23 protein-coding genes are annotated in these 23,277 nt (G+C 69.6%); 10 read left to right on the top strand and 13 right to left on the bottom strand.

The annotated features are described in order from the left end of the window. Positions 1–88: 88 nt before the first annotated feature. On the top strand, positions 89–568 hold the full coding sequence (locus tag ACIA8E_RS17595; protein WP_399298886.1) for a type II toxin-antitoxin system PemK/MazF family toxin: 480 nt from the start codon (positions 89–91) through the stop codon (positions 566–568). Between the two features lie 352 nt (positions 569–920). Here ACIA8E_RS17595 and ACIA8E_RS17590 read toward each other — a convergent pair whose 3' ends face one another. The 7 genes from ACIA8E_RS17590 to clpS form a co-directional block, all read right to left on the bottom strand. Further along, positions 921–1,871 carry a PLP-dependent cysteine synthase family protein gene (locus ACIA8E_RS17590; RefSeq protein WP_399298884.1) on the bottom strand — a complete coding sequence of 317 codons (951 nt, stop codon included), beginning with the start codon at positions 1,869–1,871 and terminating at the stop codon, positions 921–923. Then, positions 1,871–2,149 (bottom strand): MoaD/ThiS family protein, encoded by a 279-nt coding sequence (locus ACIA8E_RS17585; RefSeq protein WP_030971063.1) that lies wholly within the window; start codon positions 2,147–2,149, stop codon positions 1,871–1,873. The genes ACIA8E_RS17590 and ACIA8E_RS17585 overlap by 1 nt, the downstream gene beginning before the upstream one ends. 101 nt (positions 2,150–2,250) lie before the next feature. Then, positions 2,251–2,376: a putative leader peptide gene (locus tag ACIA8E_RS17580; RefSeq protein ID WP_256223732.1), complete on the bottom strand. Its 126-nt coding sequence runs from the start codon at positions 2,374–2,376 to the stop codon at positions 2,251–2,253. Positions 2,377–2,520: 144 nt separating this feature from the next. Beyond that, on the bottom strand, positions 2,521–2,952 hold the full coding sequence (locus tag ACIA8E_RS17575) for a Mov34/MPN/PAD-1 family protein (RefSeq protein WP_030923086.1): 432 nt from the start codon (positions 2,950–2,952) through the stop codon (positions 2,521–2,523). An 89-nt stretch (positions 2,953–3,041) separates the two neighbouring features. Further along, positions 3,042–4,481 carry an amino acid permease gene (locus ACIA8E_RS17570; RefSeq protein ID WP_399298882.1) on the bottom strand — a complete coding sequence of 480 codons (1,440 nt, stop codon included), beginning with the start codon at positions 4,479–4,481 and terminating at the stop codon, positions 3,042–3,044. A gap of 380 nt (positions 4,482–4,861) precedes the next feature. Further along, positions 4,862–5,443 (bottom strand): DUF2017 domain-containing protein, encoded by a 582-nt coding sequence (locus ACIA8E_RS17565; protein ID WP_267004940.1) that lies wholly within the window; start codon positions 5,441–5,443, stop codon positions 4,862–4,864. A 63-nt stretch (positions 5,444–5,506) separates the two neighbouring features. Further along, entirely contained in the window at positions 5,507–5,821 is a 315-nt protein-coding gene (gene clpS / locus ACIA8E_RS17560; RefSeq protein ID WP_030971071.1) for an ATP-dependent Clp protease adapter ClpS, read from the bottom strand. 79 nt (positions 5,822–5,900) lie between these two features. Here clpS and ACIA8E_RS17555 point away from each other — a divergent pair, with 79 nt between their 5' ends. Further along, positions 5,901–7,229, top strand: a complete 1,329-nt coding sequence (locus ACIA8E_RS17555) for a nicotinate phosphoribosyltransferase (RefSeq protein ID WP_399298880.1) — start codon at positions 5,901–5,903, stop codon at positions 7,227–7,229. A 167-nt stretch (positions 7,230–7,396) separates the two neighbouring features. Beyond that, positions 7,397–7,981, top strand: coding sequence for an isochorismatase family protein (locus ACIA8E_RS17550; RefSeq protein ID WP_399298878.1), 585 nt, complete (start codon positions 7,397–7,399; stop codon positions 7,979–7,981). Positions 7,982–8,122: 141 nt separating this feature from the next. Here the strand turns inward: ACIA8E_RS17550 and ACIA8E_RS17545 are convergent, their stop codons facing one another. Together ACIA8E_RS17545 and ACIA8E_RS17540 are read right to left on the bottom strand one after the other, a co-directional pair. After that, on the bottom strand, positions 8,123–8,455 hold the full coding sequence (locus tag ACIA8E_RS17545; RefSeq protein WP_030971076.1) for a hypothetical protein: 333 nt from the start codon (positions 8,453–8,455) through the stop codon (positions 8,123–8,125). A gap of 124 nt (positions 8,456–8,579) precedes the next feature. Further along, positions 8,580–10,979 carry an immune inhibitor A domain-containing protein gene (locus tag ACIA8E_RS17540; protein WP_399298876.1) on the bottom strand — a complete coding sequence of 800 codons (2,400 nt, stop codon included), beginning with the start codon at positions 10,977–10,979 and terminating at the stop codon, positions 8,580–8,582. 370 nt (positions 10,980–11,349) lie between these two features. Between ACIA8E_RS17540 and ACIA8E_RS17535 the strand changes: the two genes are divergently transcribed. Further along, positions 11,350–11,697 carry a hypothetical protein gene (locus ACIA8E_RS17535; RefSeq protein WP_399298875.1) on the top strand — a complete coding sequence of 116 codons (348 nt, stop codon included), beginning with the start codon at positions 11,350–11,352 and terminating at the stop codon, positions 11,695–11,697. Between the two features lie 12 nt (positions 11,698–11,709). Here the strand turns inward: ACIA8E_RS17535 and ACIA8E_RS17530 are convergent, their stop codons facing one another. Beyond that, the gene (locus tag ACIA8E_RS17530; RefSeq protein WP_399298873.1) at positions 11,710–12,489 is read right to left on the bottom strand and encodes an RDD family protein; all 780 of its coding nucleotides are present in this window, start codon (positions 12,487–12,489) and stop codon (positions 11,710–11,712) included. A 109-nt stretch (positions 12,490–12,598) separates the two neighbouring features. After that, positions 12,599–14,209 carry an RDD family protein gene (locus tag ACIA8E_RS17525; protein ID WP_399298871.1) on the bottom strand — a complete coding sequence of 537 codons (1,611 nt, stop codon included), beginning with the start codon at positions 14,207–14,209 and terminating at the stop codon, positions 12,599–12,601. A 212-nt stretch (positions 14,210–14,421) separates the two neighbouring features. Between ACIA8E_RS17525 and ACIA8E_RS17520 the strand changes: the two genes are divergently transcribed. After that, the gene (locus ACIA8E_RS17520; RefSeq protein ID WP_399298869.1) at positions 14,422–14,898 is read left to right on the top strand and encodes an SsgA family sporulation/cell division regulator; all 477 of its coding nucleotides are present in this window, start codon (positions 14,422–14,424) and stop codon (positions 14,896–14,898) included. Positions 14,899–15,098: 200 nt separating this feature from the next. On the opposite strand, the gene ACIA8E_RS17515 is transcribed toward ACIA8E_RS17520, so the two are convergent. Next, a complete protein-coding gene (locus ACIA8E_RS17515; protein ID WP_399298868.1) occupies positions 15,099–16,466 on the bottom strand; it encodes an FAD-binding oxidoreductase in 1,368 nt (455 codons plus the stop codon). Positions 16,467–16,563: 97 nt separating this feature from the next. Here ACIA8E_RS17515 and ACIA8E_RS17510 point away from each other — a divergent pair, with 97 nt between their 5' ends. Further along, positions 16,564–18,228, top strand: a complete 1,665-nt coding sequence (locus ACIA8E_RS17510) for a tetratricopeptide repeat protein (protein WP_399298866.1) — start codon at positions 16,564–16,566, stop codon at positions 18,226–18,228. 416 nt (positions 18,229–18,644) lie between these two features. Here the strand turns inward: ACIA8E_RS17510 and hppD are convergent, their stop codons facing one another. Next, positions 18,645–19,790 carry a 4-hydroxyphenylpyruvate dioxygenase gene (gene hppD, locus ACIA8E_RS17505; RefSeq protein ID WP_399298864.1) on the bottom strand — a complete coding sequence of 382 codons (1,146 nt, stop codon included), beginning with the start codon at positions 19,788–19,790 and terminating at the stop codon, positions 18,645–18,647. 121 nt (positions 19,791–19,911) lie between these two features. Here hppD and ACIA8E_RS17500 point away from each other — a divergent pair, with 121 nt between their 5' ends. From ACIA8E_RS17500 to ACIA8E_RS17485, 4 genes are read left to right on the top strand one after another with little or no spacing between them, the layout of a single operon-like run. Beyond that, positions 19,912–20,385 (top strand): Lrp/AsnC family transcriptional regulator, encoded by a 474-nt coding sequence (locus ACIA8E_RS17500; RefSeq protein ID WP_399298862.1) that lies wholly within the window; start codon positions 19,912–19,914, stop codon positions 20,383–20,385. A gap of 15 nt (positions 20,386–20,400) precedes the next feature. Beyond that, complete coding sequence (locus ACIA8E_RS17495) at positions 20,401–21,048, top strand: ABC transporter permease (protein WP_030923046.1); 648 nt, start codon at positions 20,401–20,403, stop codon at positions 21,046–21,048. Beyond that, positions 21,041–22,297, top strand: coding sequence for an ABC transporter ATP-binding protein (locus ACIA8E_RS17490; protein WP_399298860.1), 1,257 nt, complete (start codon positions 21,041–21,043; stop codon positions 22,295–22,297). The genes ACIA8E_RS17495 and ACIA8E_RS17490 overlap by 8 nt, the downstream gene beginning before the upstream one ends. Then, positions 22,294–23,217: an ABC transporter permease gene (locus ACIA8E_RS17485; protein ID WP_399298858.1), complete on the top strand. Its 924-nt coding sequence runs from the start codon at positions 22,294–22,296 to the stop codon at positions 23,215–23,217. The genes ACIA8E_RS17490 and ACIA8E_RS17485 overlap by 4 nt, the downstream gene beginning before the upstream one ends. Positions 23,218–23,277 lie beyond the last annotated feature (60 nt).

Genomic DNA, 23,277 nt, shown 5'->3' with positions numbered 1-23,277 from the left:
GTTGTGGGCGAACTCACCTGCTCTGTCACCGGTTCGATGGAAGCGGTTGCGAGGCGCGGGCCTGCGGAGGCGCCGGTACCGTCGGTGCATGAACATGTCCTGGTGGCCGGCGCTCGGCGCGGTCGTACTGCTGGCACTCATTGCCGCGATTGCCGACGGACGGGGCCGGCTCGGGCGCGGTGGCCGGCGCCCGGGTGGGCACCCGAGGGCGCGGACGCGCCCGCCGGGGAGGACGGAGGGGCCCCGGGGCGGGCCGGAGGGCACGCCACGGCCGGGTGAGATCTGGTGGGCCGAGGTTCCGTACGAGGACGGGCCCGGGTCGAAGGACCGGCCGTGCCTGGTGCTGTCGGTACGGGATGGCGCCGCGCGCGTCGCGAAGATCACCAGCAAGCATCACGAGGAGCGGCCGGGGGTGATCGCGCTGCCGCCGGGCGCGGTGGGCGATCCGCAGGGGCGGGCGAGCTTCCTGGAGACGGATGAGCTGCGGGATGTGGCGGTGCGGGGGTTCCGGCGGCGGGTGGGGGTGGTGGATCCGGGGGTGTGGGATCAGGTGCGACGGTTCGGGTGAGGTGCAGGGGCGGTGGCGGTGGGACGCATGCGGCGGGCTGTCCGCCATCTGCCCCTCCGGGCTATGACCATGTGCGGCTCCGCTCTGTGTGAGGGGCTCCGCCGCGGACCCCGCTCCTCGACCGCCGGAGGGGCTGAAAATGCCGGGCGGGCTGGATGTCTCCAGCCCGCCCGGCATCTGGGAGCCGCCTGAGCTCCGGGCTAGGGCCTCTCGTTTGGGTCATGCCGGGCTCGCGGGGCCTGGCACGCACATCTGCCGCGTTGTCGTCAGTTGCCGACGCTCCGCGGCGGCCGCTCCCTGATCCAGCCTGATCCAGCCGCTCCCTGATCCAGCCTGATCCAAACGAAGGACCCTAGGCCCAGAGCTGGCCGTGCAGCGTTTCGATGGCGGCTTCCGTGGTCGGGGCGGTGTAGACGCCCGTCGACAGGTACTTCCAGCCGCCGTCCGCGACGACGAAGACGATGTCGGCCGGCTCCCCGGCCTTGACCGCCTTGGTGCCGACGCCGATCGCCGCGTGGAGCGCCGCACCGGTGGAGACGCCCGCGAAGATGCCTTCCTGCTGGAGGAGTTCGCGGGTGCGGGTGACGGCGTCGGCGGAGCCGACGGAGAAGCGGGTGGTGAGGACCGAGGCGTCGTAGAGCTCGGGGACGAAGCCCTCGTCGAGGTTGCGGAGCCCGTAGACCAGGTCGTCGTAGCGCGGCTCGGCGGCGACGATCTTGATGTCCGGCTTGTGTTCGCGCAGGAAGCGGCCGACGCCCATCAGGGTGCCGGTGGTGCCGAGGCCTGCCACGAAGTGGGTGATGGAGGGCAGGTCGGCGAGGATCTCCGGGCCGGTGGTGGCGTAGTGGGCGCCGGCGTTGTCCGGGTTGCCGTACTGGTAGAGCATCACCCAGTCGGGGTGCTCGGCGGCGAGCTCCTTTGCTACGCGGACGGCCGTGTTGGAGCCGCCGGCTGCCGGGGAGGAGATGATCTCGGCGCCCCACATGGCGAGCAGGTCGCGCCGCTCCTGGGAGGTGTTCTCCGGCATGACGCAGACGATGCGGTAGCCCTTGAGCTTGGCCGCCATGGCGAGTGAGATGCCGGTGTTGCCGCTGGTGGGTTCCAGGATGGTGCAGCCGGGGGTCAACCGGCCGTCCTTCTCTGCCTGTTCGACCATGTGGAGCGCGGGGCGGTCCTTGATCGAGCCGGTGGGGTTGCGGTCCTCCAGCTTGGCCCAGATGCGGACGTCGTCCGACGGTGACAGCCGGGGCAGGCGGACGAGCGGGGTGTTGCCCACCGCGGCGAGCGGGCTGTCGTACCGCATCAGTTCATGCCGCCCGCGACGGCCGGGAGGATGGTGACGCTGTCGCCGTCGCTGAGCTTGGTGGAGATGCCGTCGAGGAAGCGGACGTCCTCGTCGTTGAGGTAGACGTTCACGAAGCGACGGAGTTCGCCACCGTCGACGATGCGCTCACGGATGCCGTTGTGGCGGCTGTCGAGATCCGTGAAGAGGTCGGCGAGGGTCTCTCCGTTGCCTTCGACGGCCTTCGCGCCGTCGGTGTAGGTGCGGAGGATGGTGGGGATGCGGACCTCGATGGCCATGGCGTGGGCTCCTGTCGAAAGCGGAGTGGTGGCGTGGGGCGCGCGGCTCTGCCCCCGCGCAGGGAAAGTGCGATGGTCGGCGCTTCGGGCCGGGACCCGGCTCAGGCCTTGCCTGCGACGGGGAGGCGGCTCGTACAGATCGCGCTGGAGAGCCTGCACAGGTCGACGTGCAGGCGCGCGACGAGCAGCGTGCCCGGCGTCTTCTCGCTCACGTCATGGGGAACCATGCGGTCATCGTATCGATTCCCGGTCAGGATTCCGGCATGTGATCTCACCTGCTGGATGGTGAGCGTTCGCCTGATGGACCGCTGTCGGCGAGGGAGGGGCCGGGGGCGGGGCGGCGCCCCGCCCCGCCCCCGGCCCGCGGCCGGTCAGGCGGGCTCGTACGCCTCGACGACCTTGACGTCCTCCTCGGTGATCACACCGTCGACGATGCGGTACGAGCGGAACTGGAAGGGGCCCGCGTCGTCCGTGTCGGCGGTGGAGACGAGCACGTAGTGGGCGCCGGGCTCATTCGCGTAGGTGATGTCGGTGCGCGAGGGGTAGGCCTCGGTCGCGGTGTGCGAGTGGTAGACGATCACCGGCTCCTCGTCGCGGTCGTCCATCTCGCGGTACAGCTTCAGCAGGTCCGCGGAGTCGAACTCGTAGAACGTGGGCGAGCGGGCGGCGTTGAGCATCGGGATGAAGCGCTCGGCGCGGCCTGTTCCGGCCGGGCCCGCGACCACGCCGCACGCCTCGTCGGGGTGGTCCGCGCGGGAGTGCGCGACGATCTGGTCGTACAGCGCCTGGGTGAGGGTCAGCATGGCGCCAGGATAAGCAGAGGGCCCCCGCGACTCCGAGGAGTGGTACGCGGGGGCCCGCATGCTGGACAGAAGGTGCCGAAGGCGCTGGATCAGCTCTTGGCGAAGGCCTTGTTCTCGGGGTTACGGGCCTTGAGCACCAGGTACGAGACGCCGAGGATCAGGGCCCAGAGCGGGGCGCAGTACAACGAGATCCTGGCGTCCTTGTCGACGGCCATCATGACGATGACCATGCCGATGAAGGCGAGCGCGAAGATGCTGGTGTACGGGGCGCCGGGGGCCCGGAAGGTGGACTGCGGGAGCACACCGCGGTCGGCCAGGAAGCGGTAGCGGATCTGGCAGACGAGGATCATGATCCAGGCCCACATGCCGGAGATGGTGGCGAAGGAGACGACGTAGGTGAAGGCGTCGCCGGGCCACTGGTAGTTGATCCAGACGCCGACGAGCATGAGCGCGGCGGAGAAGGTGGTGCCGATGAGCGGGGTGCCGCTCCTGGTCAGCTTGGTGAAGAACTTCGGGCCCTGTCCGTTGAGCGCGAGGTCGCGCAGCATGCGTCCGGTGGAGTACATGCCGGAGTTGCAGGAGGAGAGGGCCGCGGTCAGGACGACGAAGTTGACGATCGCGGCGCCGACGCCGAGGCCCATCTTCTGGAAGGCGGCGACGAACGGGGAGATGCCGGGCTCGAACTCGGTCCACGGGACGACCGACAGGATCATGATCAGCGCGCCGACGTAGAAGACGGCGATGCGCCACGGCACGGTGTTGATGGCCTTGGGCAGGACGGTCTTCGGGTCCTTGGACTCGCCCGCGGTGACGCCGACGAGCTCGACCGCGAGGAAGGCGAACATCACGATCTGCAGGGTCATGAGGGTGCCGCTGATGCCGTGCGGGAAGAAGCCGCCGTCGGACCAGAGGTGGGTGACGCTCGCGGTGTCCCCAGCGTCGGAGAAGCCGAGGGTGAGGATTCCGGCGCAGATGAGGATCATGCCGACGATGGCCGTGACCTTGACCATCGAGAACCAGAATTCGAGTTCACCGAAGAGTTTCACGGAGATCAGGTTCACGGCGTACAGGATGATCGTGAAGATCAGTGCGGAGACCCATTGGGCGATGTCGAACCAGTACGTCATGTACTGGGCTGCCGCGGTGACTTCGGTGATTCCGGTGACGACCCAGAAGAGCCAGTAGGTCCAGCCGGTGACAAAGCCTGCGAAGGGCCCGACGAATTCGCGGGCGTACTCCGAGAAGGAACCCGAGACCGGGCGGTACATGAGGAGTTCACCCAGCGCCCGCATGATGAAGAAGATCACCAGGCCCGCGATGGCATAGGCCAGGATGAGGCTGGGCCCCGCCTTGGCGATGGCCTTGCCCGCACCGAGGAAGAGGCCCGTGCCGATGGCCCCGCCGATCGCGATCATCTGGATCTGGCGGGCGCCGAGGGCGCGCTGGTATCCCTCGCCCGAGGCGGCCGCGTCCGTTGTTGCTGCGGCCGGACGGCCGTCTTGTCCATTGTCGACCTTCGCCGATGTCATGGTGATGCGCCTTTCTCCACGCCGATCCGCGCCGTTGAGGCTGCGGATCAGGTCCTGATCCCCCCCGGATATGGATGGAGTGCGACCGGCGATCCGCCGGCTGTAGCGCCCCCGGGAACAGGGGTGGCGTCCCCGGGTGGTCGTGAAGATCTATCACGGGCCAACCGGTGATCCGCCGGACATTATGTGGCGCAGACCACAGGAAAAAGCGGACAAGCGTTTCGAAGCTGCCGCAAAAAAGGCCGTTCGGGTGACGGGATCGTTATTCGGATTTGAGCGTTCGTTGAGCGAACACCCGGCGGGAACGGCACGGGTGATCTTCAGATCCGGCTACGGGGGAATGGCCGTTCGGTCCGGCCCCGGGAAGGGCCGGACGCCCCTTACGGCATCAGGGTCTCGACGAGGGTCTCCTGAAGCGCGCCCAGCCAGAGATAGGCCATGACCATGGGCTTGCGCGGGTCGCTGTCGGGCAGCCGGTAGAGCGATCCCTCGCCGCCTTCGTCCTGGTCGGAGACGTCCAGGCGGGTACCGATGGTCAGCCTGAGGTCGTTGAGCGCGCCGAGCCAGTTGCGGCATTCGTCGGCGGTGAGCGTGAGGATCCCGCCGTCCTCCCCGGCCGGGATGGCGTCCAGGGTGCGTACGACGGTGAGGGCGTCGTCGCGCTTGCGGGAGCGCAGGTCGTTCTCGGTGTACCGGCGGAACTCGGCGGACGCGGCGCGCAGTTCGCTGTCGTCGTCGCCGTACGCCTCCGGGAAGAGGCGGGCCAGGGCCGGGTCGGTCGGCGGTTCGCTGGGTCCTTCGGCGAACAGGGCGGCGAGCGGGTCCTCGCCCTCGGCCGGTTCGTCACCGGGGCCGATCAGCTCCAGCAGCTGGACGGCGAGGGAGCGCAGGATCGCGATCTCCACCTCGTCGAGCGCGACGGCCGCGCCGCCGCCGGGGGTGGCCTCGAAGTGGCCGGCCATGGGTTCTCTCCGATGGTGGGTCGGGCGGGGCAGAGGACGGGGCGGGTCGGGGAAGGGGGCGTGCTAGTTGCGGTCCTGCGTGAGGGTGGCCCAGAGCCCGTATCCGTGCATGGCCTGGACGTCGCGTTCCATCTCTTCACGGCTGCCGCTGGAGACGACCGCGCGGCCCTTCTGGTGCACGTCGAGCATGAGCTTGTGGGCCTTGTCCTTGGAGTAGCCGAAGTAGGCCTGGAAGACATAGGTCACGTAGCTCATGAGGTTGACCGGGTCGTTGTGGACCAGCGTCACCCAAGGCACATCGGGCTCGGGGACGACGAGGTTCTCTTCGGCCGATTCTGGACGCTCGATCTCTACGGGGGCGACGCTCACCCACCCCATGCTGCCACTCGGGAGGGGGCAGCGCACAAACAGACCCTAGATCTCGTCACTTTGACGAAATAGCGGTAGCATCCGTGCCATGAACTCTGCGGACCTTGGGCGACGGGTCGGTGTGCCGTCGACAGCGCTCTTCACCGACCAGTACGAGCTCACGATGGTGCAGGCCGCACTGAAGGCGGGCACGGCCGACCGGCACTCGGTGTTCGAGGCGTTCACCCGCCGGCTGCCCGAGGGGCGGCGCTACGGCGTCGTCGCGGGCACCGGACGGCTGCTCGACGCGGTGGAGAACTTCCACTTCGACGACGAGATGCTCACCTTCCTGCGCGAGCGGAACGTCGTCGACGGGCCGACGCTGGACTGGCTGGCGGACTTCCACTTCAGCGGCGACATCTGGGGCTACCCGGAGGGCGAGGTGTACTTCCCCGGCTCGCCGATCCTTCGGGTCGAGGGGTCCTTCGCCGAGTGCGTGCTGCTGGAGACGGTGATCCTTTCGATCCTCAACCACGACTCGGCGATCGCCGCGGCGGCGTCCCGCATGTCGGTGGCCGCCGGCGGGCGCGGGCTGATCGAGATGGGTGCACGACGCACCCATGAACTGTCGGCGGTGGCGTCGGCGCGTGCCGCGTACATCGGCGGCTTCGACACGACGTCCGATCTGGCGGCGGGGTTCCGCTACAACATCCCGACGGTCGGGACGAGCGCGCACGCGTTCACCCTGCTGCACGACAGCGAGCGCGACGCGTTCCGGGCGCAGGTCGACTCGCTCGGCCGGGGCACGACCCTGCTGGTCGACACCTACGACGTCGCCGAGGCGGTCCGTACGGCGGTCGAGGTCGCCGGGACCGAGCTGGGGGCGGTACGGATCGACTCCGGGGACCTGTTGCTGGTGGCGCACCGGGTGCGCCAGCAGCTCGACGAACTGGGCGCCACCGGGACGAAGATCGTGGTGACGTCGGACCTCGACGAGTACGCGATCGCGTCGCTGGCCGCGGCGCCGGTGAACGCGTACGGCGTGGGCACGCAGCTGGTGACCGGCAGCGGTCAGCCGACCTGCTCGATGGTCTACAAGCTGGTCGCCCGGGCGGTTTCCGCCGACCCGGCGGAACCGCTCCAGCCGGTTGCGAAGAAGTCGTTGGGGGCGAAGTCCTCGGTGGGCGGTCGCAAGTGGGCCGCGCGGCGGCTGGACGAGCACGGGGTGGCCGAGGCCGAGGTGATCGGCACGGGTCAGGTGCCGGACGGCCTGGCCGACCGGCAGCTGCTGGCCGAGCTGGTCAGGGGTGGTGAGGTGGTCGCCCGCGAGTCGCTGGACGCGGCCCGGGAGCGGCACATCGCGGCGCGGCAGGGGCTGCCGCTGTCGGCTATGCAGCTGTCCAAGGGAGAGCCGGTCATTCCTACGGAGTACGTCTGAACGTGCGACGGTGGGAAGGCGACGGGCGGCGACAGCAGCGGACGCCCCCTCCCGCAAGGCAGCCCCAGTCTCTAGGCTCGATTCCGGCCCTTCCCCCACCGTTCCGCTCGCATTCCCTCCCCGGTCGGACCTCCCCCGTCGGACCTCCCCATCGAAGGACACCCGCCATGCATCGCGCGTTGATCGTCGTGGACGTTCAGAACGACTTCTGCGAGGGCGGCAGCCTCGCCGTGGCGGGGGGCGCCGATGTCGCCGCCGCCATCACCGACCTGATCGGCGAGGCCCAGGCCGGTTACCGCCATGTGGTGGCGACCCGGGACCACCATGTCGACCCGGGCGACCACTTCTCCGACCATCCGGACTTCGAGCACTCCTGGCCGGCGCACTGTGTCGCGGGCACGGAGGGGGTCGGCTTCCACCCCAATTTCGCCCCGGCGGTCGCCTCCGGCGCGATCGACGCGGTGTTCGACAAGGGGGAGCACGCGGCGGCGTACAGCGGCTTCGAGGGCCTCGACGAGAACGGGACGGGGCTGGCGCGGTGGCTGCGGGACCGGGGCGTGACGGAGGTCGACGTGGTCGGTATCGCCACGGACCACTGCGTGCGGGCCACGGCGCTGGACGCGGTACGGGAGGGGTTCACGACGCATGTCCTGCTGGACCTGACGGCGGGGGTCGCCGCGGCGACCACGGGGCAGGCGCTTGAGGAGCTCCGCGGAGCCGGCGTGGAGCTCTCCGGCAAGCCGGTCGTGTAGGGCGGGGGCTTGCCGGGGTCGCCCGGCGGCCGCTCTGTCCTCGATCGCCCCCATGGCCTCTACGGCCTGGGGGACGCCCTGGACGGGCTTGTCTCCGCCGACGTGGCGCTCGAGTGCGCGGCGCCGGATCATGGCCCGGCCCTAATTCTGCTGGGCCGGCACCGACGGGGAGAGCAGCGTTCGTATGGGGTGCCAGAGCTCCTGGGCGTTTTCGGGTCTGGCCCGCCAGAGGAGGCCGTCCGGGTGGTGCAGCACCGCGGTGACCTCGTCGGGGGTGGGGGGTTCCGCGTTGCCGCGGAGGTAGACCGCGCGCAGGCCCAGGTTGCGCAGGCGGGTCAGCGCGCGGGCCCGGTTGGCCGCATGGACCAGGACGCGGACCGGGCTGCCCGGACCCGTTCCGTCCGCCGGGCCGGTCAGGGTGATCGCGACCACCACACTGCCGTTCGGCAACTTGCTGAATCCTCCGCCGGCCATACTCCGCACTCCCCCGTGAGACGTCGTGTCAATAAGAGACTGAATAAGAGGCACCTAAACACGATCGGCCGCCGCCCGCTAGAGGGCGACGGCCGATCATGCTCTGACCTGCGGTGATGCGGAATTACTTGTGCGAGGCGCCAACCTTGACGGTGATCGTCGAGCCGCTGAGCGGCTCGCTGACGATCGTGATCCGCGTGTTGGTGTCAGCGACCTTCACGCTTCCGGTCGCGTTCTCCTCGTACCAGTAGGTGCCCTTGTGGTCGTCGAAGACCGGGACGCCTAGCTGGGGCTTGATCTTGACCGCCACGTCGGCCTTGTGCAGCGTGAAGCCGTCGGTCGGCCACCAGCTGAACGGCGCGTCGAAGGGCTGGATCTTGTTGCGGAGGACGGTGCCGTCGGCCCACTTCAGCGGCTTCGCGTGCGCGTCGATCGGCAGGATCAGGCCCTTGCCCGGGTGGGCGGAGACGTTGTTGTCCTTCTGGGAGGTGTCCCAGAGCCAGATCAGCAGACCGTTCTGGTACGGGTAGTGCTCGACCCAGTCCGGACGGGTCGAGGAGAAGCCGAAGTTGTACGGGCCGACCTTGAGGGTCTGGTCGTACGAGACGTACTGGCGGTTCTCCGCGAGGTAGTACTGCGGGTACTCCTTGGTGAACGACTCGCCGACGCGGGAGAAGCCCTTGGCGGTCCAGCCGTTGTCGTCACCCTCGGCGTTGTCCGAGAAGAGCGCAGCACCGTCGGCGTTGACCGCGATGGTGTCGGCCGCGAAGCCCACACCGCCCGCGCCGCCGTCGGTGGTGTAGCGGAAGCGGATGTCGATCTTCTTGCCGGCGTAGGCGTCCAGCGAGTACGAGAGCTTCTGGTACTTGCCGGAGACGTCGGTCAGGGCCGGCTTGTCGCTGGCGTCACGCGGGATCGCCTTGCCGTCGGCCGTGCCGTCGATCGCGGTCCAGCTGGTGCCACCGTTCTCCGACACCTCGGTGTAGAGGTAGTCGTAGTCCTTCTCGATGTCCCACCAGCCCGAAAGGTCGAGGGACGCCTTGGACTTGCCGGTGAGGTCGACCGAACGGGACAGGGTGTTGTTGAGGTTGTCACCCATGTCGCTCCACCACTGCTTGGAGCCCTCGGCGGGCTTCGTGACAGCGGTGGTGACGGCCTTGTCGGGCAGCGTGACGACGAGCGCCTGCTTGTCCTTGGTGTTGTACTCCGAGACACCCAGCTTGTGGAGCGAGCTCGTCGCGGCCTTGGCCGAGGCGTAGTTCAGCCAGCCCAGCTGCAGCTTGTCCCAGGCGGTCATGTCACCGGGCAGGTCGCCGATGGCGTTCTTGCCGGTGCCGAGCCAGGAACCGGCCGACATCAGGGACCAGAAACCGACCGAGTTCTCGGCGGTGTTGGTGGTGTCGTACAGGTCCGGCAGACCGAGGTCGTGGCCGTACTCGTGGGCGAAGACGCCCAGGCCGCCGTTCTCGGGCTGCGCGGTGTAGTCGCCGACCCAGATGCCGGTGTCACCGATCTGGGTGCCGCCGGCCTTGTTGTCGGCCGGGCCGGTCGCGCCGGCGTTGGTGCCGTACGCGTACCAGCGGTGCGCCCAGATGGCGTTCGCGCCCTCGACGCCGCCGCCCGCGGACTCGTCCTCACCAGCGTGCACGATCTGGAAGTGGTCGATGTAGCCGTCGGGCTCGTTGAAGTTGCCGTCGTTGTCGAAGTCGTAGCGGTCCCACTGGTCGTACTTCGCCAGGTCCGCCTTGATCTGCTCCGGCGTGCGGCCCTTGGCCTTCTGGTCGGCCGCCCAGGCGTTCACGCCGTCCTTGATCATGTCCCAGGAGTTGGCGCAGTTGGACGAGCCGCAGTAGTTGGAGCCGTAACGGGCCTCGTTGTACGGGACCTTGACCCAGTCGGAGACCTCGCCGTCGACCGAGTAACGCCCGGAGGACGTCTTCTCGTAGTACGTCTTCAGCGAGTTCTTGCCGGCGCCCTCACCGAAGTAGAGGTCCTGGAAGTGGGCCTGGTTGTAATCGGCCTGCCAGGCGGTGCTGTTGTCCTTCGCCGGGTCCGGCTTGGCTATCGTGTTGTGCAGCGGTCCGGGCGTGCCGCCGTACTTCTTGACGGGCGGCTTGGGCCCGTCGCCGTCCGGGTCGATCATGGTCGTGTCGTCGACCTTGTCGCCGAACTCCACCAGGACCGTGAAGATCTTGTCCGTCTTCTCGCGGCCGAGCTCGACGTACTTCTTGTCGTCGAGCTTGACGACCTTGGAGCCGTCACGCGTCGACACCTTCTTGTCGCCCGCGATGACCTGTTCCAGAGCGGCCTGACGCTGTGCGTCCTGCTGCTCGCTGTAAGGGCCTTCCAGGTCGTGCGCGCCGCCCTTGGCCGACCCCGGATCACGGCGGTCGACGATGGAGCTGCTCGCTCCTGGGGACTTCTCGTCCGCCTGGGCTGTGGCGAATGCCGATGCCGTAGCGGCGGTGGCGGCCATGGCCACGACAACCGCCGTGGCGCGAAGCGCCCGTCTCTTAGTGGTCACTTGATGCTGTCCCTCCCCGGCGTCCGCAGCTGCAGCCTTGGGGTGTGGCGGGGCTGCGCGCGGATACGCGTCACAAGTGACGACATTCGACCGGAGTTACGAGAGAAAAGACAGATCTTGACTTGCACAGGCCAAGTGCACTATGTAGTAGGCCGTTTCCGTTATCCGGACGTTCATCGAGCAGGTAACCGGCGCGCCGAAGTGCCCCCTCGGAACCCGGGATGACTCAGTGCGCCCCCCGTGCACCGGCACCGTGGGTTAGGTCACGCTTACTACCGGTTCCGCCCGGGCATCCACCGTCGTAGAGTCGCTTGACAGTGCGACCGCGTTGAGAGACTGCCCATCCGATGTCCCGAGGACGGATACCGCCATGCCGCGTCCCACTGCTGCACAGCTCTCCTACGGATCGGTCACCGTCGTCTTCTCGACGCTCGCCATGCTGCTGCTGTCCCGTACGAGTTCAGGCGTCGGTATCGCCGTCATCGGAACGGCAGCGATGGCGCTCGGCCTGTTGGTGGCCGTCACCGTACCCCTGCCGCTGCGGACGAAAACGCGGAAGGCGGCGAGGACGGCAACCGGGGTTCGTACGAACCCTGCCGTCCCCACCGCCACTTCCGCCACATCTACGCAAGATGTCGTCACCGACGACATCCGCCGGGCCAGAATCCCGGCCGTCCACGCCTCCGAGCGCGTGGGCGAGCACTCCCTGCGCCGCTGATCGGGCGCCTGCCTACGCGGTCGAGACCACCACGGTCTTGGCAGCCTTGTCCTGCAGCCCCTGCCGGTACGGCTTGTCCGTGAACATCAGCACGATGTTGATCAGCCACCACAGGCACGGGCAGCACAGCAGCGCCGGCAGCCACAGCACCACGGCCCGCAGGAACGAGGCACTGGTGTCCGGCACCCGGCCGTCGTTGAGCATCGCGACCCGCAGCTTGAGCAGTCGCTTGCCGATCGTGCGGCCGTCCTTGTGCGTGAAGTACGTGTCGTACGCGACGTAGATCACGAGAGCGATCAGCGACCAGAGCAGCTGATGCCCGTTGTAGGTCTGGGTGAACACATCGCCGGCGCTTTCGCTGTTGCCGTTGTTGTCCGACATGTCGACCGCGCCGCCGAACGGCAGCGAGATCAGATACAGCGGGATCGAGATGATCAGGAAGTCGATCAGCCGGGCCAGAATCCGCTTGCCCGGCTCGGCGAGCGGAGGCATGCCCGCCAGCGGGTCGGTGCCGCCGTACGGGCCGCCACCGTAGGCATGGGGATCGTACGGGGGAGGCGGCGGAGGCGGCTGAGAACGGTCGTAGGGCGAGCCCGACCCCGGACCACCCGAGCCAGGCCCCGACCCCGACCCCGGACCCGAGCCCGGCCCGGACTCGGACCCCGCCCCGGCTCCGGGCCCCGCCTGCGACCCGGCCCCGGACCCCGACGGCGGCGTCGGGGGCTCCTGCGGCTTCTTGAGGAACGGGTCGTCCTCGGGTGGCTGGCCGGGCGTCGGCTGATCGTTGCTCATGGGGGCAGTGCATCCCGGCCCGGGGGCCCCCGCAACGGCTCAGGTGCGTTCGGGGGAACCCGATACCGCGCGACGGCCCGTCACCCGACGAGCCGTCAGTACGCGGGGGTCAGCCCGCCACGAAGGTACGGGCGGCCTTGTCGTGCCAGCACTGCCGCCACGGGCGGTCGAACAGACACCACACCACGTTGACCACGCCGATCACCAGGATGCCGAGCACGCCGTAGACCAGCCACCGGCGCAGCGCGGCCCCGAAGCCGGGCGCGCTGTGGGACTCGATGTCCCGCACCTCGAGCCCGCACAGCTTCTTGCCGAGCGTGCGGCCCCACTTCGCGGTCGGCAGCGCCTCCAGCAGCACACCGAGCACCAGGAACGCCGCAAGCGCCCCGCCGAACAGGACGGACGTGGTGGAGTCCACCAGCCAGACGGTGACCGTCTCCCCGGACAGCTTCGCCGCGTCGATCTTCTCCTCGATGTGGTCCATCGCCCGCGTGACAAGGGGGAACGCGACCGCGCCGGCGAGCGCGCCCAGCACGACCGTGTCGACGAGCCGGGCGGCGAGCCGCTTGCCGAGCCCGGCGGGGCGGGCCGCCGCCTGGGCCTGGGCGAGCTGCTGGAAGTGGTCGTTGACCGGGGGCTTCCAGGGCACGACGGGCTGGTCCGGCTGCGGGCCGCGGAACTGCGGCTGACGCTGTTGCTGCTGGTGCGGAAGTTGCTGCTGCTGTTGCTGGGGGGCGGCGAGCTGATGGACCTGCTGCGCCCAGGAGGCAGAACCGCCGCCGGGTCCCGGAGTGAGCGGGTTGTTGAGCTCCGCGGGAGCGGGTGCCGGGGCAGGTGCGGGTGTGGGCCCGGGTGCCGGGGCGGGCGCAGAGGCCTGCGGGGTGGTGCCGGGAGCGACCGCGCGGATCGACATCGTCCCGCCGCCTGGCTCCTGTTCGGCCTTATGGGACCTGGGCGGCCGGCCGCCCTGGCCCATGGCGCGGATCTCGACCGTGCCGTCGGCAGGCGGACGTCCCGCCTCGCCCGACCCGGCACCGGTCCCGCTCCCCGTCCCGCCGGCGCCACCGCCGCGGCCCGGTCGGTCGACCCGGATCGCGACAGTGCTCTCGGGGACGTGGCTGTTGCCGCCCCGCATGCCCGGCAGCGCGCCGCCCGTGGGGTCCTGGGAGCCGGGCCCCCGCGGATCCGTGGGAACCCGGTCCGCGGGGGCGCTGCCGCCCTGGGCGCGGTCGCCGGGCATCCGGTCGGCGGGGCCGCGCCCCGCCGGCGTACGCGGATCCTGAGCCGCGGCTGCTCCCTGCTCCCCCGGTCCGCCGGTCTCGCCGGGCCGCCCGGTGCCGCCCCAGGACACCCGCCGGTCGCGCTCGCCGCCGAAGCCGGCCTGCCGGGAGGCGTCGGCCTGCCAGGCGGATGCGGGTTCGGGGCGATCGGGACCGTACGGCTCCTCGTCCAGGAAGACCGGACCGGTTTCGTCCACCGGCGTATGGGCCGGGCCGGATGGCTGCGCGTGTGCCGGACCCGCTGCCGACGGCCGCTGCGGTTCGGGGTCCGTTCCAGCAGGCGTCCCGGGCGCCGACTCGCCCTGCAGAGGCGCAGGGCGGCTGGTACCGGGCACCCACGAAGCGCCGTTCCAGTACCGGACATATCCGGGAATGGACGGGTCGGGGTAATACCCCTCGCGGGGCCTGTCGTCACCGGGTGCCGGGGTTGGGGCGCTCATCACCGTGGTCCCGTATCTCTTCGAAGCTTCAAGTCGACGGACCACATCTATCAGACAGCCGCGTACCCCCGTGCCAGTCCCGGTGTTTGGGCCACTTTCCGGTCGCCGTGAAGTTTTTCCTGGAAGTCGCGTAATAGGTGGCGGGGAGGGCGCTCTCTCCATGTGCGGGCCCGTCAGGGGACCGGTTCACAGGCACCGAAAGGACGCACCTCATGCACACCGTTGTCGAACGCGAGCTGGAGCTCAAGCTGGTCCTGTCGCCGGAGCGCAGCATCCCCGTACCGGCCCGGCTGACCTACCGCACGGAGGACCCGTATGCCGTGCACATCACCTTTCACATCGGCTCCGACTTCCCCGTGCACTGGACGTTCGCCCGCGATCTGCTGGTCGAAGGCGTGTTCCGGGCATGCGGGCACGGCGACGTACGGATCTGGCCGACCAAGATCCAGCGGCGCAACGTCATCTGTGTGGCGCTGACCTCGCCCGACGGCGACGCGCTGCTCGAGGCGCCGTCCGCGGCCGTGGCCGCCTGGATGGAGCGGACGCTGCGCCTGGTGCCGCCCGGCACCGAGACCGAGCGGCTCGGTATCGACGCCGGTCTCGCCGAACTGCTCGCACCGCTGCCGGTCGACGACCTGTGGCTGAGCGACCCGTGGCCGTCGGACGAGTCGGCGGACGGCGAGCTCTGATGCGCAGCGGGGAGGCCGGACGGCTTAGGGCTGTCCCGTAATCCCTGGCGGGCGCACGACGACAGCTACGGCACCTCGCTGCGTTGCCGGAACGCCCGAATACGCCCAGTATGAGGACGCCCCTCCGCCTTGCGATGCACCGCATCCGACGCCGCGCGCTGATCCACCAGGGATTACGGGACAGCCCTTTGTCGAGGAGATCAGAAGACCTTGCCGGGGTTGAGCAGCCCCAGCGGATCGAACGCCGCCTTGATGCCCCGGTGCATCTCGACGCTCACCTCACCGAGTTCGCGGGCCAGCCATTCCTTCTTCAGGACGCCGACGCCGTGCTCGCCGGTGATGGTGCCACCGAGTTCCAGGCCGAGCGCCATGATCTCGTCGAAGGACTCGCGGGCCCGCCGGGACTCGTCGGCGTCGGTGTGGTCGAAGCAGACGACGGGGTGGGTGTTGCCGTCGCCCGCGTGGGCGCAGACGCCGATGGTGAGGTCGTACTTCTCCGCGACGGCCGCCGTCCCCTCGATCATGGCGCCGAGCTTGGAGCGCGGTACGCACACGTCGTCGATCATCGTGGCGGACTTGACCGTCTCCAGGGCGGTCAGCGACATCCGGCGGGCCTGGAGGAGAAGTTCGGACTCGGCGGCGTCGGCCGCGGGGACCACCTCGGTGGCGCCCGCGGCCGTGCACAGTGCGGCGACGGCGGTCAGGTCGGCCGTGGGGTCCGGGGTGTCGAAGGCGGCGAGCAGGAGCGCCTCGGTGGAGTCGGGGAGGCCCATGTGGGCCATCTCGTTGACGGCGCGCACCGTCGTACGGTCCATCAGTTCGAGGAGTGAGGGAGTGTGACCGCGCTCCATGATCCGGCAGACCGCATCGCAGGCGGCCGCTGCGGACGGGAACTCGGCGGCGAGGACCAGTTGCTGCGGCGGCTGCGGCTTCAGTGCGAGCACGGCGCCGACGACGATGCCGAGGCTGCCTTCCGAGCCGACGAAGAGCCGGGTGAGGTCGTATCCGGCGACCCCCTTGGCCGTCCGGCGCCCGGTCGTCAGAAGCCGCCCGTCGGCGAGGACGATCTCCAGGCCGATCACGTATTCGGCGGTGACCCCGTACTTCACACAGCACAGCCCGCCGGACGCGGTGCCGATGTTGCCGCCGATGGTGCACATCTCCCAACTGGACGGGTCCGGCGGGTAGTACAGCCCGTGTTCGTTCACCGCGCGGGACAGCACGGCATTGATGACACCGGGCTCCACGACGGCGATCCGGTCGACTGGGTTGATCTCGAGGATCCGGTCCATCTTCACCAGCGACAGCACGATGCAGCCGTCGGAGGCGTTGGCCGCGCCCGACAGGCCCGTACGGGCGCCCTGCGGGACGACCGGGACACGCAGTGCGGTCGCGGTCCGCATGACGTGCTGGACCTGTTCGACGGTGCGCGGCAGCACCACCACGGCCGGTGCGCCCGCGTCGCAGAAGCTCGCCATGTCGTGGGCGTACGAGGCGGTGATGTCCGGGTCGGTGATCAGGGCCTCGGCAGGAAGGCCCGCGCGCAGTCGTTCGAGAAGATCGTCCATGATCCAAGCGTGACACCCGGGGCCAGTGGTGTGAACCCGTCTGCGGCAGCGTTCGCAAGGTGCGGTGTGCTCTTCGTACTGACGCAGAGTGATCGGCATGGACGTCATGCCGCAGCAGCCTCCGGAGCCCGCTCCCTCGGACCACTCCGATCCGGACCATCTGGATCGCCCGCCGCCCACCTCGTCGCCCTCCGAGCCCTACGACGTGCCGCCCGAGACGCCGCCGACGCCCGATTGCGAACCGCCCTTCGGCCTCGACCCGGAGTCGTCGGCGGAACCGCCGCCCGTCTCGTTGCACACGACGCTGCGCAGGGCGGCGTTCGGCATGGTCGCGGCCGCTGTGCTGGTGACGGGTGCGGTCGTGGCCGTACCGGACGACGGCAGGAAGGCCGCGCCGCCATCCGTGCCGGGAGGGGTCTCGCGCGCCCTGGCGGCGACGAACTCGGGCTCTCCCGCCTCCCTCTCGGATCTGAAGGCGATGATCGGGGACCGGCAGAGCTGGGTGGGCACACATCCGTCCGACGCGCGGTCGTGGGCGGTCCTCGGGACGGCTTACGTGGAGTGGGGGCAGCGTTCCGCCGACGCGGCGTACTACGGGCGGGCCGAGCAGGCGCTGAGGCGCTCCCTGGACGCGCAGCCGGGTGACCGCGGGAACACGGCGGCCCTGGTGGGGCTGGCGGCGCTGGCCAACGCGCGGCACGACTTCGTCACGGCGAAGAAGTGGGGCGAGACGGTACGGGCTCGGCAGCCGAAGGACTGGACGGCGTACCCGGTACTGATCGACGCGTACGACGGGCTCGGTGAGTACACGGCGGCGGGCAAGGCGGCGGAGAAGTTCACGGCGCTGCGCTCGGGCGTCCCGGCGCTCTCGCGGACGGCGCAGATGTACCGGAACCAGGGCCGTCGCGAGGACGCGCTCGCCACCGCGCAGAACGCGGCGAACCGGGCCACCGCACCCGCTGAGAAGGCGGACTGCCTGCATCGGCTGGGCGAACTGGCCTGGGAGCGGGGCGAGTCCGAGAAGGCGGTGGCGCAGTACAGTGCGGCCCTGCGGACCGACCCGGCCCACCATCCGTCGCTCGCCGGCCGGGCACGGGCGCTGGCGGCCCTGGGCCGCACGGACGAGGCACAGCGCGACTACCGGGCGGCGCTGTCCCGGCTCCCCCGCCCCGAATACATGCTGGAACTGGGCGAGTTGTACGAGTCGCTGGGCCTGGACGACGAATCGCTCGGCCAGTACACGCAGCTTCGCAAGAGCCTGGCCCGAGCCGACGGCTACGGAGTCGACGACGCGCTGCTGCTGGGCCGCTTCGAGGCCGACCACGGGAACGCGGCCGCGGCGGTGAAACTCCTGAGGGCGGAGTGGCAGAGCCGGCATCACGGCGCGGCGGTCGCCGACGCGCTGGGCTGGGCGCTGCACCGCTCGGGCGACTCGGCGAGTGCGCTGCAGTACGCGCAGAAGGCGGCGGACACGGGCGGAGGGACGGCGCTGTACGCGTATCACCTGGGCGTGATCGAGCAGGATCTGAGGGAGTACGGCCCTGCCCGCCGCCACCTGGAGGAGGCGCTGCGGACCAACGCGCAGTTCTCACCGCTGGCGGCCCCGGCGGCCCGGAAGGCCCTGGACGCCCTGGGCCCGCCGTCGGCGACCGGCCCGCGGGACGTACAGCCCACCCCGGGGCCGGATCCCATGGCTGCCGGCCCGGGCCGCAGCACGCACGCGCCGGCCGGGGCGGCGTCGCCTGCGCCGGGCGGCCACTGACAGGGCGCGGTGCCCGACGCCGTACGCGGGACGGACTCGCCGGACCACCCGCGGTGGTGCATTGTTCGGTGCCGCTGCGCCGACGGCGGCAGGGGCCAGAAGAGCGATGGATGCGCCCGTTGCCACAACGGCAGCGGAGACGGACGCGGTGAGACGGTTCATACTGTGGGGCTCCCATCGAAGCCTGCGGCGGCCGGCCGCAGGGTCCGCGACAGCGCGCCGCGGCCCCTGATCCGTCCCACCGCTCATCCCCTTCGCCGCCCGCGCCCCCCGCCACCTCACTCGATCGGACCGGCCAAGGACCCGATCGGCCTGCGGGCCCCGCATCGGGCGCACGTCTTCCGGCACGGAGCAGCACGAAGGGCGGGGCCTCCGCGTTCGCCGGGGGCCCCGCCCTTCGGATCCGAGCGTCCGGCTCAGAGGTTGCCGCGCTTCTCCTGCTCGCGCTCGATCGCCTCGAACAGCGCCTTGAAGTTGCCCTTGCCGAAGCCCATCGAGCCGTGGCGTTCGATCATCTCGAAGAAGACCGTCGGACGGTCCTGGACCGGCTTCGTGAAGATCTGCAGCAGGTAGCCGTCCTCGTCGCGGTCGACGAGGATCTTCAGCTCTCGGAGCGTCTCCACCGGGACACGGGTCTCGCCGGCCCACTCGCCGAGGGTGTCGTAGTACGAGTCGGGGGTGTCCAGGAACTGGACGCCGGCCGCGCGCATCGCACGTACCGACGCGACGATGTCGTTCGTGGCGAGGGCGATGTGCTGGACGCCCGCGCCGCCGTAGAACTCCAGGTACTCGTCGATCTGCGACTTCTTCTTCGCGATCGCCGGTTCGTTGATCGGGAACTTCACCTTCAGGGTGCCGTCGGCGACGACCTTCGACATGAGGGCGGAGTACTCGGTGGCGATGTCGTCGCCCACGAACTCCTTCATGTTGGTGAAGCCCATGACCTTGTTGTAGAAGCCGACCCACTCGTTCATCCGGCCCAGCTCCACATTGCCGACGCAGTGGTCGACGGCCTGGAAGGTGCGCTTGGCGGGCGGTTCGACGATCGGCGCGGCTGCTGCGAAGCCGGGGAGGTACGGGCCGTCGTAACCGCTGCGGTCGACGAGGGTGTGGCGGGTCCGGCCGTACGTGGCGATCGCGGCCAGCACGACCGTGCCGTACTCGTCCTTGATCTCGTGCGGCTCGGCGAGACCCACTGCGCCGTGTTCGACGGCGTAGGCGTAGGCCGCCCGCGCGTCCGGGACCTCGATGGCCAGGTCGACCACGCCGTCGCCGTGCTCGGCCACATGGTCGGCGAGGAAGCGGCCGTGGTCGGTGGATGCCTTGATGACGGAGGTGAATACAAAGCGTGCCGAACCGTTGGTCAGCACATAACTGGCGGTCTCACGGCTGCCGTTCTCCGGTCCGGAGTAGGCGACGAGCTTCATGCCGAAGGCGGTCGAGTAGTAGTGCGCGGCCTGCTTGGCATTGCCCACGGCGAAGACGACGGCGTCCATTCCCTTGACCGGGAAGGGATCGGCCTGCCTGGCGGTAACGGGGGCGTTGTGCAGCGTCTCAGTCATGCTCGAAGACTCTCCCCGCATCGCAAGATGCGCAATAGTTCGCGTATCTGCTGGGCAGTATGCATAGGCGTTTGCTTGGATAGGCGGACTATCTGTACAGGGTGACCATAGGGAGTCGCACATGGCGATCGATCATCTGGACGGGCGGCTCATCGTGCTGCTCGCCCGCGAACCACGGATAGGCGTACTGGAAGCGTCCCGTCGGCTCGGGGTGGCCCGCGGGACCGTGCAGGCGCGGCTCGACCGGCTTCAGTCGAATGGCGTCATCCGCGGATTCGGCCCCGACGTCGATCCGGCAGCGCTCGGCTACCCCGTCACCGCCTTCGCCACGCTGGAGATCAAGCAGGGCCAAGGTGCCGATGTACGGGCCCATTTGGACGGCGTCCCCGAAGTGCTGGAGCTGCACACCACGACCGGGCAGGGCGACATGCTCTGCCGGCTCGTCGCCCGTTCCAACGCCGACCTTCAGCGGGTGATCGACCGCGTTGTCGGTTTTGATGGCATTGTCCGGGCCTCCACGGCGATCGTCATGGAGAACCCGGTGCCTCTGCGCATCATCCCGCTCGTCCAGCAGGCAGCGGAGGACAGCGACTGAGTCAAGGAGTGGCGCGTGAGCTTCTGGGAGTACCTGGTCAATCGGCACCAGCAGCTGCTCACCGACGCGTACCAGCATGTCAGCGCCGTGTTCCAGTGCATGGTCATCGCCACCGTGCTCGGCATCCTGATCGGGATCGTCACCTATCGCAGCAGCTGGGGCGGCTCACTGGCCATCACCTCGACGGCGGCGATCCTCACCATCCCGTCCCTCGCCGCCATCGGTCTGCTGATCCCGCTCGTCGGGCTGGGGGTCCCGCCCACCGTGATCACACTGACGCTGTACGGGCTGCTGCCCGTCGTCCGCAACTCCATCGTCGGACTGCGCGGCGTCGATCCGGCCCTCGTCGACGCGGCCAAGGGCATCGGGATGTCGCGGATCGCCCGGCTCTGCAGGGTGGAACTGCCACTCGCCTGGCCGCCGATCCTCACCGGCATCCGGGTGTCGACACAGATGCTGATGGGTATCGCCGCCATCGCCGCGTACGCCTCCGGCCCCGGCCTCGGCAACGAGATCTTCCGCGGCATCGCCTCGCTGGGCAGCGCCAACGCGATCAATCAGGTCCTCGCCGGCACGCTCGGCATCGTCATCCTCGCCCTGCTCTTCGACGCCGCGTACGTCCTGCTCGGGAGGCTCACCATCCCCAGGGGGATCCGTGCCTGAGACCGTCACCGGGGCCGCCGGCAAACCCGCCACGACCTCCGGGGCAACCATCCAACTGGAGGAACTGACCAAGCGCTATCCCGGCAACCCGAAGCCGGCCGTGGACAGTGTCTCCATGGACATCAAGGCCGGTGAGACGGTGATCTTCGTCGGTCCGTCCGGCTGCGGGAAATCCACCACCCTGAAGATGATCAACCGGCTGATCGAGCCGACGTCCGGCCGGATCAGGATCAACGACGAGGACGTCACCGACATCGATCCGGTGAAGCTGCGCCGCAAGGTCGGGTACGCGATCCAGTCGTCCGGGCTCTTCCCGCACATGACCGTCGCCGAGAACATCGCCCTCGTACCGAAGATGGTCGGCTGGTCGAAGTCGAAGGTGAAGGACCGCGTCGAGGAGATGCTCGACCTGGTCGGGCTGGACCCGCGGGAGTTCCACGGGCGCTACCCGCGCCAGCTGTCCGGCGGCCAGCAGCAGCGGGTGGGTGTGGCGCGGGCGCTGGCCGCCGATCCGCCGGTGCTGCTGATGGACGAGCCGTTCGGCGCCGTCGACCCGATCACCCGCGACCATCTCCAGGACGAGCTGATCCGGCTCCAGCACGAGCTGCACAAGACGATCGTCTTCGTCACCCATGACTTCGACGAGGCGATCAAGCTGGGCGACCGGATCGCCGTGTTGCGGGAGCGTTCGCACATCGCGCAGTTCGACACCCCGGAGGCGATCCTCACCAACCCGACGGACGACTTCGTGTCCGGGTTCGTCGGCGCGGGCGCGGCCCTGAAGCGGCTCAACCTCACCCGCGTACGGGAAGTGGAGATCGCCGACTTCCCGACGGTGACGGTCGACGACCCGCTCCAGGAGATCTTCAACAAGCTGCGCTCCGGCCCGCACAACGAGCTGCTGATGCTGGACCGCAGGAACCGTCCGTACAAATGGCTGCGGCGCGGCGACCTGATGCGGGCCCGTGGCTCGCTGGCGCGTGCCGGGCAGCTGGTCCACGACACGGTGACCCGGGACGGCACGCTGCACGACGCGCTGGAGGCCGTGCTCATCGACAGCGGCGGACGGGTCGCGGTGACCGGGCGGCGCGGCGAGTTCATCGGTGTCGTCGACATGCAGACCCTGATGAACTCCGTCCATGAACTCCTGGAGGCGGACCGGCTCACCGCCATCGAGCACCAGCACGATCTGCAGGAACTGCGCGCCCATCAGACCGAGCGGGACCAGGAGGGCGGTGCAGGCGCATGAACCCCGACCAGCCGGTCCCTCCCGACCAGCCGATTCCCCCCAACGGCTCGATTCCCCCCCTCGTTCCGCCTTCGAAGGGCGGTGAGCAACCGACGCCCGCCCGGCTGCCCGGCGAGCTCGAGGTCAGGGGCCGAGCCTTCCACGACGAGGAGGAGGAACCCGCACCGCCGCCCGCAGAACCGCCGCGCCGGATCACCTGGCGCAAGCTGGTTCTGGTACCGGCCGCCCTGGCCATCGTCCTCGTCGCCACCTATCTGTGGATCACCAACGTCCCACTCGACTCGATCGCGAGGAACTCGCTCTCCGGCGGCAATGTGCAACTCCGCTGGTGGCAGCACGTCAAACTGACCGCGATCTCCACCTTCTGGGTGCTGATCATCGCCATCCCGCTCGGGATCGCGCTCACCCGGGCCAGGTTCCGCAAGGGCGCCCCGCTGGTCACGGTGGTCGCCAACGTCGGGCAGGCCACCCCGGCGATCGGGCTGCTGGCGCTGCTGGTGATCTGGCTGGGCATCGGCCCGCGGACGGCGATCATCGGCATGGTGATCTACGCGGTGCTGCCGGTGCTCTCCAATACGGTGGCCGGCCTGAAGGCGATCGAACCGAACCTGGTCGAGGCCTCACGCGGCATCGGCATGTCGGCGATGGGAACGCTCACGAAGGTCGAACTGCCGCTCGCCGTCCCGCTGATCCTGGCGGGCGTGCGGACGGCGCTTGTGCTCAACGTCGGCACGGCGACCCTGGCGACGTTCGGCGGCGGCGGCGGGCTCGGGGACCTGATCACCTCGGGCATCCAGACGCAGCGGATGCCGGTGCTGGTGCTCGGTTCCGTGCTGACGGTGGTGCTGGCGCTGCTGGTGGACTGGATGGCCTCCCTGGTCGAGGTGGCACTGACACCACGCGGACTGGAGGTGGGGTGATGCGTACGGCGGGGGCGTCACGCACATTCCGGGCCGGTCTCGTCGGTGTGCTGGTGCTCA

It is taken from the genome of Streptomyces sp. NPDC051664 (genome assembly GCF_044453545.1).
In the GTDB taxonomy this organism is placed as follows: Bacteria; Actinomycetota; Actinomycetes; order Streptomycetales; family Streptomycetaceae; genus Streptomyces.
Note: the sequence above shows the minus strand (reverse complement) of the source record. Positions and strands in the feature narration are given on the sequence as shown.